Here is an 11,368-nt window from a genome sequence, read left to right as displayed (position 1 = left end):
AAGGTTACGGAGCTGTCAACAATTCCCAGCTGTGGGCCGGGACCGGCGGCGTGCCGTCGAGCGGAAAATGCTGCTCCTGGTCGGACACGTTCAGCAGAAGCAGGACCCAGTCGTCGCCGTGCCGGCCGCGCAGGGCGATGGTCTCGTTGGTCAGGTGCTCGACGGTCGTCCGGGCGCGGGTGAGCCACGCGTTCCGCCGGCGTACGCCGATGAGTTCCTGGTGCAGCCGGTACGTCGGCAGGCCGTACGGCGCGAGCTCGTCCGGTGACGCCGGGAACGCCGGACGGATCGCGTCGTCGCCCCCGGCGCGGTCTTCCTTCAGGCCGCGGAAGGCCTGCTCGTCGCCGTAGTAGATGCTCGGAATGCCGCCCACGACGAACAGGATCGCCAGCGCGTGACCGAGATGGCGCTCATCGTCGAGCCGCGTCGCGAGCCGGGTCACGTCGTGGTTGCCGACGAACGTCTGCGGGACGAACGTGTCGAGCAGCGCGTTGTGCCGGCCGAGCGCGTACGACAGCTCGTAGAAGTTGCGATCGTTCAGCGAGCTCCAGATCGCCTTCCAGAGCTCGTACTGCGTGACGGAGTCGAGACCGCTCTGTTCGACGTACGCGGCGTAGTCGCCGTGGATCACCTCGCCGAAGTACCAGGTGTCGCGATCCCGCGGCAGCGCGTCGCGCCAGAACCCGGGCGGTACGGCGTACGCGGCGTCCAGCCGCCACGCGTCGACACCACGGTCGATCCAGAACCGCACGACGTCCCCGACGTACCGCGCGACCTCGGGGTTGCCGTGATCGAGGTCGACCAGGTGCTCGTGACCCTCGAACGTCCCGGGGCCGAACCACTCCGGATGAGTGAACGAGCGGGCGACATGGTTGAACACCCCGTCGAGCGCGACCCGCAGACCCCGGGCGTGGGCTTCACCGACGAGGTGGTCGAAGTCGGCCTCGTCGCCGAGGCGCGGATCGATGCGGAAGTGGTCGACGGTGTCGTAGCCATGGGTCTCCGAGGCGAAGACCGGGCCCAGGAGCAGGCCTGAGCAGCCGAGGTCGATCGCGTAGTCGAGCCAGTTCTCCAGCTGGGGCAGGCGGTGCACGACGCCGGGTACGGCGGCCGGCTCCGCGCCGGTGAAGCCGAGCGGATAGACCTGCCACCAGATCGCGTGGTCAGCCCACATGCTGATCGAAGGTGTGGCGGCGGATCCAGGCGTGCATCGCGATCGCGGCCGCGGCGCTGGCGTTGATCGAGCGGGTCGAGCCGAACTGGGCGATGGACAGGACGGCGGTGCAGATCTGGTGGGCCGCGTCCGTCAGCCCTGGACCCTCCTGACCGAAGAGCAGGATGCAGGCCTGGGGCAGGTGATAGGTCTCCAGGGGGACCGAGCCGGGCAGGTTGTCGATACCGATGACCGGGAGCTCACGCTCAGTCGCATAGGCGGCCAGGTCGGCCAGCGTCGGGTGGTGGCGGACGTGTTGGTAGCGGTCGGTGACCATCGCGCCGCGGCGGTTCCACTTCCGGTTGCCGACGATGTGCACCTCGGAGGCCAGGAAAGCGTTCGCGGTCCGGACGACCGAGCCGATGTTCAGGTCGTGCTGCCAGTTCTCGATCGCGACGTGGAACGGGTTCCGCTGCCGGTCCAGGTCCTCGACGATCGCCTCGAGCTTCCAGTACCGGTACCGGTCGACCACGTTGCGTCGGTCACCGCTCTCCAGCAGCTCCGGATCCAGGCGCGGGTCGTCGGGCCGGTCACCCTCCCAGGGGCCCACGCCGACCTCGTTCGGCCCCACCATGTCCGCTCCCCGCAGGTCGCTGCTCAGCTCATGCACAGGTCGGGACGCTACCCTGTCCGCGTGCTTGCTCTCGTCGCGATGCTGATGCCCAACTGGATGGACCCGGAGTACCTGCTGCACTGGCTGGGTGACTGGGCCCTCTGGGGCACGCTGCTGGTGGTGTTCATCGAGTGCGGGTTGCTGTTCCCGATCCTGCCCGGTGACTCGCTGCTGTTCGCGGTCGGGCTGTTCATCGCGCAGGGCAGCATCGACGTGCCGCTCTGGCTGGCCTGTGTGCTGCTGACCGTCGCCGCGTTCCTCGGCAACGTGTCCGGCTACTACATCGGCCGGGTGCTGGGGACGTCACTCTTCCGGAATCCGAACGCCCGGTTCCTGAAACCGAAGTACATCGAGCAAACGCATGAGTTCTTCGCGCGGTACGGCCCTCGCGCGCTGGTGATGGCCCGGTTCGTGCCGATCGTCCGGACGTTCATCACCGTGGTCGCCGGCGCCGGACGGATGGACGCGAAGAAGTTCTTCCTCTGGACCGGCATCGGCGCCGTGATCTGGGCCTGCGGCATCACGCTGCTCGGGCACGCGCTCGGCAACGTGAAGTTCATCCACGACCACCTGGAGTCGGCGCTGATCCTGCTGGTGCTGGTCTCGCTGATCCCGATGGTCGTCGAGTACCTCCTGGCCCGCCGCCGCAACCGCAACAGCCAGGCCGGCGACGCGCCGAGGCACGCCGCCCCCAAGCACCCGATCAGCAACGGTCAGTGACCGAAGGGGAAGTGCGGGTCTGACCAGACCCAGTCGGTGCTCAGGAGCGACAGCTCCGCGACGTCGACCGGTCCGGTCGGCAGTGGGCCGACCACCTGGCCGGAGCCGAGTGAACACGCCACCCGGATCCGGTCTGCCGCCTGGTACCAGACCAGCGCCCCCCGTGGCGCCGCCCCTTCACGGAGCAAGGCATGGTGGTCGAGCCAACGAACCGCATCGGCCGCGTCGTGCCAGCCGCTGTCGTGCGCGTAACCGAACGCCATCCGCTGGAACTTCAGCGGCCAGTCCAGCCACGCCGCCGATCCGACGCGCTCCAGTTGCCAGTTGAGCGCCGCCTCGGTGTCCCGCGGGTTCGCCACCCGCGGGACGTTCCGGCGATCCACGGCAACCTCCCCCCAGGCCATAGGTGTCCTCCCCCGATCCCCCGTCCTCGGCCTGCGTGCCGCGGCATGGTCACATCGTGCTGGAGGCGAATACAGCCGCCGTACATTCAGCCGGCCGCGGCAGCAGCCTCTGATCCGACCAGCAGCCGCCGGCACTCGGCCGCGGCGGCGTCGTTGCCCGCCTGCTGCCAGACGCGCGCGGCGCGTTCGAGAGTACGGCGGGCGTTGTCCAGGCTCCGGGTGGACAGGTAGAGCTCGCCGAGGTGCTGTGCCGCCTCGCCCTCGACGCTGCGGTCACCCAGGCGGTGACCGATGTCGATCGCGTCCAGCAGGGTCCTCCGGGCCGCGGCCACCTCGCCGCGCTCCATCAGCGCCCGCCCGAGCAGCGCCCGGGTGTACGCCGCGCAGTGGTCGTCGCCCATCCCGTCGAAGATCGCCAACGCCTTGCGCAGTTGCCGGACCGCCTCGTCGTGCCGCCCTTGATTGACCCTGAGCGCAGCGATCCGGCGGCGGACCTTGGCCTCCCGGTGCGCGTCGGCCCGCCGGACGGCGATCAGGAACGCCTGGGCCAGGTACCCGCGGGCGGTGACCAGGTCGCCACGGACCAGGTACACGTTCGCGGCCGCTGTCCGCGCCAGCGCCTCGGCGTTCGCGTTGCCGTCCTCGACGAACGCCTCGATCGCCTTCTCGTACTGCTTCAGGCCCTGCTCGCGCTGGCCGCGCTCCCGCAGCCAGGTGCCGAGGCCGACCGCGGCGACACCCTCGCCGAGCCGGTCGCCGACGTCCGCGAACGCCTGCGCGGCCGCGTCGAAGTGCCGGCGCGCGTTCTCCCAGTCGTCCTGGTAGAGGGCCAACTGGCCGAGGTTGCGGTGCATGATCGCCTCGCCGCGCCGGTCCCCGCACGCGATCGCGCTCCGCAGACCCTGCTGGTGCGAGCCGTTCCAGTCGTCGAACCCGGCCCGCAGGTCCAGGTACGGTCCCCACGCGGCCGCGATCCGCCAGGCGTGCTCGTGCAGCCCGTTCTGCGCCGCGGCGCGGATGGCCGGCACGAACGTACTGCGCTCGCTGTCGAACCACGCGATCGCGTCGGTCTCGGTGAACGGCGACGGATCCGGCGCGGTCAGCGGCCCGGTGTGCTCCAGGACCCCGAAGTACTCGAAGGACAGCGCGTTGTTGGCGCGACGGATCTTGTTCAGGATCGCGTCGACCACCGCCTCGACGTCCCGCACCGCCCGCGCCTTCTGCTCCTCGTCGCCGACGCCGAGCGCGTGCAGCCGGAGCAGGTCGTGGACGCGGTAGCGCGCCGTACCGCGGTGGTCGACCGAGCTGATCCGGACCAGGTTGACCTCGATCAGCCGGTCCAGGCTCCGCCGTACGGCGGCCGGTGACGCGACCGCCTCCAGCGCCCGCGCGGAGAAGACGCCCACCGCGAAGTGGCCGATCAACCGGTACAGCCGGGCTTCCTCGGGGCTCAACGCGTCGTAGCTCAGGTCCGCGCTCGACCGGACGGCGAGCTCGCCGATGCTCAACTCGTCGAGCCGCGAGGTCTCGTCCCGCAGCCGGCGGGCCAGCTCACGCGCGCTCAGATCCGGGCGCTGCGCCAGCCGGCTGCCGACGATCCGGATCGCCAGCGGCAGGTTCGCGCACGCGGACAGGATCTCCTCCGCCTCGGGCGAGGACGGGTCGATCCGGCCGGCTCCGGCGACCGAGGACAGCAGCAGCGCGGCCTCCCGGTCGTCGAACGTGTCCAGCGACGTGTTGTCCGCGCCGGCCAGATCCATCAGCCGGTTGCGACTCGTCACCACGACCGCCGACGCCCCGGTACCGGGCATCAGCGGGGTCACCTGACTGGCCGTGGCGACGTCGTCGAGGAGGATCAGCACCCGCCGGCTCGCCAGCTCGGACCGCAGCATCGCGGACCGCCGCTCCGGATCGGTCGGGATCGCGTAGTCGGGCAGGTTGAGGCTGAGCAGCAGATCCGTCAGTGCGGCGGCCGGATCGCGCGGATGCGTCGCGCCGTGCATGTCCAGATAGATCTGCCCGTCCGGGAAATGCTCGCGGACCAGATGGCCGAGCCGGACGGCCAGGGAGGTCTTACCGGTCCCCGGTGCGCCGGAGATGACAGCGATCGGCGGCCGGACCGGGTCGCGGCCGCAGACCAGGTCCCGCAGCTGCTCCAGCTGGTCCTGGCGGCCGCTGAAATCGGCCAGGTCGAGCGGGAGCTGGCTCGGCGGCCGCAGCGGGTCGGTCAGCTCTGGCGCGGCCATCGGACCAGGCTGGGCGGCCGGCTCCGGGCGGTCCGCCGTACGGTCGGCGGGGATGCCCGGATTGGGCCAGTTGGCCGAGCGGCCGTTCTCGGCGCGGGCGCCCGCGGCTTCCAGCTCCGGGCCGGGCTTGATGTCCAGCTCGTCGGCGAGCGTCTGCACCGCCTTCGCGTACGCCGCCCGCGCCTCACCCACCCGGCCTGCCGCGACCAGCGCGTCGACGAGCCGCCGCCACAGCTGCTCGTCGTACGGGTCCTCGGTGAGACGTGCGCTCAGCAGGACGGCGGCACCGCTGGCGTCGCCGTACTCGAGCCGCAGGTCCAGCAGGCTGTCGACGAGGCCACGGTGCTGCGCCTCGAGCCGGGAGATCGAGCCCTCCCACGCGGCGGGCATCGGCAGGTCCTCGAGCGGACGGCCCTGCCACAGCGAGTAGGCACGCGACAGGACCTGCATCGCCTGCCGGCCATCACCCGCGTCCCGCAGGTGGCCGCCCTCGGCGAGCAGGGACTCGAACAGGCTGGCATCGAGCTCGTCGACACCGACCTCGATGCTGTATCCCGCGGCCGACGTGTCGATCGGCGCGGGCAGACCAGCGTCCTGCAGCACGCCGCGGAGCGCGCGGACGTACGTCCGGATGTTCGCCGTGGCCGACCGCGGCGGGGTGTTCTCCCAGAGCGCGTCCGCGATCAGATCGGTCGAGACGAAGCGGTTGGGATGCAGCAGCAGCGTGGCCAGCAGTTGGCGCGGTTTGGCGGCCTTGAGCGGCTGGCCCTGGACGTGAACGAGCCGCAGAGGTCCGAGGATCCCGTACCTCAGACTGTCCACTCGCCCGGCCTCTCCACTCTTGAACCGCCCTATCGTGGCATCCGGCCCTGCCCGCCGGGAAGGCCGATGTACGCCGGATGTATCTCTGTCCGGCACTGTTGACACAGGTACCGGGGGGAGGGCAGGCCCGGACGTGGCGACTTGACCGCCGTCACACCGGGCCTGGCACTGGGAGAGAGTCCGGGGTCGGGGGTCCTGGACTACGGGGACCGGTGCCTACTGGCCACCGGTGAATGGCGGCTGACCGTCCTGTGGCGCGGGGGAACCCGCAGGCGGCCCGCCCACCGGTGGCTCTCCCTGGTACTGCCCCGGGTACTGGCCGGGCTGGCCCTGGTACGGCGGCTGGTACGGCGGCTGCTGGTAGCCGCCCGGGATCTGCTGCTGCGGGTAGTTGCCCTGGTCACCCGGCATCTGCGGGTGGATCTGCCCCGACGACGGCGCACCCGGCTGCATCTGCGGCGGCGCCTGCTCACCGGCGACCGAGCCGATGGTGCCGAACGACACCTGCGGCACCGCGCGGACCTGCTCGTCCTTGACCTCGAAGTAGCCGGCCTTCTCGAACTTGAAGCCGCTCGCGATCAGGTTCGACGGGAACGCCTCGATCCGGGTGTTGTAGTCGCCGACGTTCGCGTTGTAGAACCGGCGGCCGGCCGCGATCCGGTCCTCGGTGTCGGTCAGCTCGCGCTGCAGGCCGAGGAAGTTCTGGTTCGACTGCAGCTGCGGGTACGCCTCCACCGAGATCATCATCTGACGCAGCGCGCCGGACAGCTCACCCTCCGCCGCCGCCCGCTGCTCGGGAGTGGTGTTCTGCACGTTCACCGCCTGGGTGCGCAGCCGCGCGACCTCCTCGAACACGTGCCGCTCGTGGGCGGCGTACGCGCGGACGGTCTCGACCAGGTTCGGGATCAGGTCGTACCGGCGGTGCAGCTCGACGTCGATCTGCCGCCAGGACTCCTGGATCAGGTTCCGCTGTTTGACGAACCGGTTGTACGACGTGATCAGCATGATCGCCAGTACGACGACGACCACGAGGATCGCGATGATGACCCAGACCATTTCCCAGCTCCCGAGTTATTGGCAGTGCTGGAGCCGACTCTACGGGTACGTGGGTCCGCCGGGCGGCTGTGCGATCCGGGGGTCGACGCCGGCGTAGTCGCGCCAGACGTACGGCGGGACGTTCAGCACGACCTGCTCGAGCAGCGCGAGCCGGTTCAGCACCTCGTTCGGGTCGTGGGCGCCGTTGTCCCAGCCGACCAGCGAGTTTCCTTCGACCCGCCAGCCGATCTCGCCGCGGGCGAGCAGCATCTCCATCATCCGCGGCGTCACCACCGCGTGCCCGAACCGTTCGTCGTCGGCCTTCACCCGGAACGCCCGGTTGAACTGCTCGCTCTCGAACTGGATGTCGCGGAACCCGAGCGCGTTCGCCACCGCGCCGCCGAAGATCCCCTCGTGCGTCACCTCGAGGTGCGGCAGCGCGCCGGGCAGCTGCAGCACGACCACGCCGAAGTTGTGGGTGGTGGTCCGCCGCTGGCCTTTCCCGTTGGTGGTGTGGGTCTGGTAGCTGTAGTCGAAGGCAACCATCTGGTGACCGTTGTACGGCCCGGACAGCACGTTCTTGGCGCGCCGGTTGTCACCGGTGCGGAACGGCGTACCGGCCCATTGACCGGCCAGCGCGTGGTTGGCCGGGACGTACGACCAGCCGTGCTGGGCGGCGAACGCGGCGAACTGTTCGCGACGCTTCTTCGCCCGGTAGTAGCTGAAGTAGAAGAGACCGACGCCGATGACGATCGCCAGCAGGACGGTGAGGAGGGTGCTGCTCTGCATCAGCTGAGCCCCAGGTCCTCGAGGCCGAACACCGACCGGTACTCCAGGCCCTCCGCCTCGACTCGCTCCTGCGCGCCGGTCGACCGGTCCACGATCACCGCGACCGCGACCACCTCGGCGCCGGCTTCACGCAACGCCTCGACCGCGGTCAGCACCGATCCGCCGGTCGTCGACGTGTCCTCGACCGCCAGCACCCGGCGGCCCTTCACGTCCGGCCCCTCGATCCGCCGCTGCAGACCGTGCGTCTTCTCGGCCTTGCGGACGACGAACGCGTCGAGCGTCCGGCCCTGCTGCGCGGCCGCGTGCAGCATCGACATCGCGACCGGGTCCGCGCCGAGCGTCAGCCCGCCGACGGCGTCGTACTCGAGGTCCTTGGTCAGCTCGAGCATCGCCGGGCCGATCAGCGGCGCCGCGGCCGCGTCGAGGGTGATCCGGCGCAGGTCGACGTAGTAGTCGGCTTCCTTGCCCGAAGCCAGCGTCACCCGGCCGTGCACGATCGCCTTGTTCTTGACCTGCTCCAGCAGTCCGTCCCGGTCGTAGCTCATGAGCCTTGAGCTTAGATCACCAGCGGGGCGCACCTATTTCTTGCTCACGCGCACCAGTTGCCCGAAGGCGACCGACCGGTCCGGGGAGTGGAACAGGTCCTGGCAGGTGGTCAGGGTGATGATCGACTTGGCCGGGGCGTCCCGCTTGCCCGGGACCGGGTCGAGGACCCAGGTGTCGGTCGGCGGGACGGTCAGGTCGCGGGGTGAGGCGTCGAGCTCGTAGGTGTAGACGGCGTCCGCGGTCTCGACCACGACCTGGTCGCCCTTCTCCAGCTCGAGCAGCTTGCGGAACGGCGAGCCGTGCGTGACGCGGTGCCCGGCGATCGCGAAGTTCCCGGGCTGACCCGGCAGCTGCGTGTGCGGGTAGTGCCCGATCCCGCGGGCCAGGTCGTCGGCGTCGACGCCCTCCACGACCGGCTTCTCCCAGTCCGCGCCGAACTTCGGGATCCGCAGCAACACGAACGCCTTCCCGGCCGGCGGCGTCACCGGCGCCGGGGACGGCTTCGTCCAGTCCTCCCGGAGCGCGCCTTCCGCCTCGCCCATCTTCTGGTTCGAGACGACGCCGGTCCCGAAGTACTGCCAGCCGACCCATCCGAGCAGACCGGCCCCGACCACGAGGAACACGATCCCGAGTCCTCTGACTACGCCCCGCATACGGTCCAGTATGCAGGGGAGCTGAAAAGGCTGTGCACGACGTGTCGATGGACGCCGATGGTTGCCGCGGACGACGATGTGGGCATGAAGGCGCTCGTGAAGGCCGAGGCGAAGCCGGGCCTGTGGTTGCAGGACGTACCGGAGCCGAAGATCGAGGCCGACGAGGTCCTGATCAAGGTGCTGCGGACCGGGTTGTGCGGCACCGACCTGCACATCCAGAGCTGGGACCACTGGGCCCAGAAGAACGTGCCGGTGCCGATGGTCACCGGGCACGAGTTCTGCGGCGAGGTGGTCGAGATCGGCGTCGGCGTCCGGGACGTCGCGGTCGGCGACCTGGTCAGCGGCGAGGGACACCTGGTCTGCGGCCGCTGCCGCAACTGCCGCGCCGGGCGCCGGCACCTGTGCATCAAGACCCGCGGCCTCGGCGTCCACGTGCCGGGCGCGTTCGCGGAGTACGTCGCGCTGCCGGCCACGAACGCATGGGTGCACAAGGACGACAACGGCACCGTCGACCTGGACGTCGCCGCGATCTTCGACCCGTTCGGCAACGCCGTCCACACGGCGCTCTCGTTCCCGCTCGTCGGCGAGGACGTGCTGATCACCGGCGCCGGCCCGATCGGGGTGATGGCCGCGGCGGTCGCACTGCACGCCGGTGCGCGCAACGTCGTGATCACGGACCTGTCGGAGTACCGGCTCGACCTGGCCCGGAAGATCGGCGTGACCCACGCGGTGAACGTCGGCGAGGAGTCGATCGCGCAGGCGCAGCAGAGTCTCGGGATGCGCGAGGGGTTCGACGTCGGGATGGAGATGTCCGGGCAGCCGGCCGCGCTGCGGGACATGATCGCGAACATGAACCACGGCGGGAAGATCGCGATGCTCGGCCTGCCGTCGGACGAGATCGCGATCGACTGGGGCACGGTGGTGCTCAACATGCTGACCATCAAGGGCATCTACGGCCGGGAGATGTTCGAGACCTGGTACTCGATGTCGGTGATGCTGGAGCGCGGACTCGACCTGACGCCGGTGATCACCCACCGGTTCGGGTACGGCGACTTCGAGCGCGCCTTCGAGGTGGCGCGGCAGGGGCAGTGCGGCAAGGTGATCATGGACTGGACGGCTGAGACGCTGGAGGAGAAGCACTGATGTTCGGGCGGATGCGGGACGACCTGACGGCGACCATCGGCGAGATCCGGGACGCCGGGCTGTACAAGTCCGAGCGGGTGATCACCTCACCCCAGCAGGCCTTGATCTCTGTTGCTACCGGCAACGAGGTGCTGAACTTCTGCGCCAACAACTACCTGGGCCTGTCCGACCACCCGGAGGTGGTCGCCGCCGCCAAGGACGCCCTCGACCGGTGGGGCTTCGGCCTGTCCTCGGTGCGCTTCATCTGCGGCACGCAGCAGATCCACAAGGACCTGGAAGGTGCCCTGAGCACCTTCCTCGGCACTGAGGACACCATCCTCTACAGCTCCTGCTTCGACGCCAACGGCGGCCTGTTCGAGACCCTGCTCGGCGCCGAGGACGCGATCATCTCCGATGAGCTGAACCACGCCAGCATCATCGACGGCATCCGGCTGTCGAAGGCCCGCCGGTTCCGGTACAAGAACCGCGACATGGCCGACCTCGAGGCGCAGCTGAAGGACGCCGCCGACGCGCGGTACCGGCTGATCGCGACCGACGGCGTGTTCTCGATGGACGGGTACGTCGCGCCGCTGGACGAGATCTGCGACCTGGCCGAGCGGTACGACGCGCTGGTGATGGTCGACGACTCGCACGCGGTCGGCTTCGTCGGCCCGGACGGTGCCGGCACGCCGTCGCTGTTCGGCGTGAAGGATCGCGTCGACATCGTCACCGGCACCCTCGGCAAGGCCCTCGGCGGCGCGTCCGGCGGCTACGTGTCCGCCCGCCGGGAGATCGTCGAGCTGCTCCGCCAGCGCTCCCGCCCGTACCTGTTCTCGAACTCGCTGGCGCCGGCGGTCACCGCCGCCTCGCTGAAGGCGCTCGAGCTGATCGGCGGGTCGAGCGACCTGCGCGACAAGCTGGCCGCGAACACCAAGCTCTTCCGCACCAAGATGACCGAGGCCGGCTTCGACGTCCTGCCCGGCGACCACCCGATCTCTCCGGTGATGATCGGCGACGCCGCCGAGGCCGGCCGGCTGGCCGACAAGCTCCTCGACCTCGGCATCTACGTGATCGGCTTCTCCTACCCGGTCGTCCCGCAGGGCAAGGCCCGCATCCGCGTCCAGCTGTCCGCGGCGCACTCCACCCAGGACGTCGAAACCGCGATCGCGGCCTTCATCGAGGCCCGGGACGCTCTCGCGGGCTGA

At 70.0% G+C, this 11,368-nt stretch carries 11 protein-coding genes; 3 read left to right on the top strand and 8 right to left on the bottom strand.

The window, feature by feature from the left end:
* Positions 1-4: 4 nt before the first annotated feature.
* Together ABZW60_RS36490 and ABZW60_RS36485 are read right to left on the bottom strand one after the other, a co-directional pair.
* Positions 5-1,174, bottom strand: coding sequence for an alpha-amylase family protein (locus ABZW60_RS36490; protein WP_355484817.1), 1,170 nt, complete (start codon positions 1,172-1,174; stop codon positions 5-7).
* Positions 1,164-1,787: an RNA methyltransferase gene (locus ABZW60_RS36485; RefSeq protein ID WP_355485055.1), complete on the bottom strand. Its 624-nt coding sequence runs from the start codon at positions 1,785-1,787 to the stop codon at positions 1,164-1,166. The genes ABZW60_RS36490 and ABZW60_RS36485 overlap by 11 nt, the downstream gene beginning before the upstream one ends.
* A 60-nt stretch (positions 1,788-1,847) precedes the next feature.
* Here ABZW60_RS36485 and ABZW60_RS36480 point away from each other — a divergent pair, with 60 nt between their 5' ends.
* Positions 1,848-2,546, top strand: a complete 699-nt coding sequence (locus ABZW60_RS36480) for a DedA family protein (protein WP_355484815.1) — start codon at positions 1,848-1,850, stop codon at positions 2,544-2,546.
* Here the strand turns inward: ABZW60_RS36480 and ABZW60_RS36475 are convergent.
* The 6 genes from ABZW60_RS36475 to ABZW60_RS36450 form a co-directional block, all read right to left on the bottom strand.
* The gene (locus ABZW60_RS36475) at positions 2,540-2,950 is read right to left on the bottom strand and encodes a hypothetical protein (RefSeq protein WP_355484814.1); all 411 of its coding nucleotides are present in this window, start codon (positions 2,948-2,950) and stop codon (positions 2,540-2,542) included. The two genes, ABZW60_RS36480 and ABZW60_RS36475, sit on opposite strands and share 7 nt — an antisense overlap.
* Positions 2,951-3,036: 86 nt before the next feature.
* The gene (locus ABZW60_RS36470; protein WP_355484812.1) at positions 3,037-6,018 is read right to left on the bottom strand and encodes a BTAD domain-containing putative transcriptional regulator; all 2,982 of its coding nucleotides are present in this window, start codon (positions 6,016-6,018) and stop codon (positions 3,037-3,039) included.
* A gap of 216 nt (positions 6,019-6,234) precedes the next feature.
* Positions 6,235-7,074 carry a LemA family protein gene (locus ABZW60_RS36465; protein ID WP_355484810.1) on the bottom strand — a complete coding sequence of 280 codons (840 nt, stop codon included), beginning with the start codon at positions 7,072-7,074 and terminating at the stop codon, positions 6,235-6,237.
* 39 nt (positions 7,075-7,113) lie between these two features.
* Complete coding sequence (locus tag ABZW60_RS36460) at positions 7,114-7,842, bottom strand: DUF3137 domain-containing protein (protein ID WP_355484808.1); 729 nt, start codon at positions 7,840-7,842, stop codon at positions 7,114-7,116.
* Complete coding sequence (gene pyrE / locus ABZW60_RS36455) at positions 7,842-8,387, bottom strand: orotate phosphoribosyltransferase (protein WP_355484806.1); 546 nt, start codon at positions 8,385-8,387, stop codon at positions 7,842-7,844. The genes ABZW60_RS36460 and pyrE overlap by 1 nt, the downstream gene beginning before the upstream one ends.
* Positions 8,388-8,420: 33 nt before the next feature.
* A complete protein-coding gene (locus tag ABZW60_RS36450; protein ID WP_355484804.1) occupies positions 8,421-9,041 on the bottom strand; it encodes a class E sortase in 621 nt (206 codons plus the stop codon).
* A gap of 84 nt (positions 9,042-9,125) precedes the next feature.
* On the opposite strand from ABZW60_RS36450, the gene tdh reads away from it, so the two are divergent.
* Together tdh and ABZW60_RS36440 are read left to right on the top strand one after the other, a co-directional pair.
* Entirely contained in the window at positions 9,126-10,184 is a 1,059-nt protein-coding gene (gene tdh, locus ABZW60_RS36445; RefSeq protein ID WP_355484802.1) for an L-threonine 3-dehydrogenase, read from the top strand.
* The gene (locus ABZW60_RS36440; protein ID WP_355484800.1) at positions 10,184-11,368 is read left to right on the top strand and encodes a glycine C-acetyltransferase; all 1,185 of its coding nucleotides are present in this window, start codon (positions 10,184-10,186) and stop codon (positions 11,366-11,368) included. Before tdh ends, ABZW60_RS36440 begins: the two co-directional genes overlap by 1 nt.

This window comes from Kribbella sp. NPDC003557 (assembly GCF_040610805.1).
In the GTDB taxonomy this organism is placed as follows: domain Bacteria; phylum Actinomycetota; class Actinomycetes; order Propionibacteriales; family Kribbellaceae; genus Kribbella.
Note: the sequence above shows the minus strand (reverse complement) of the source record. Positions and strands in the feature narration are given on the sequence as shown.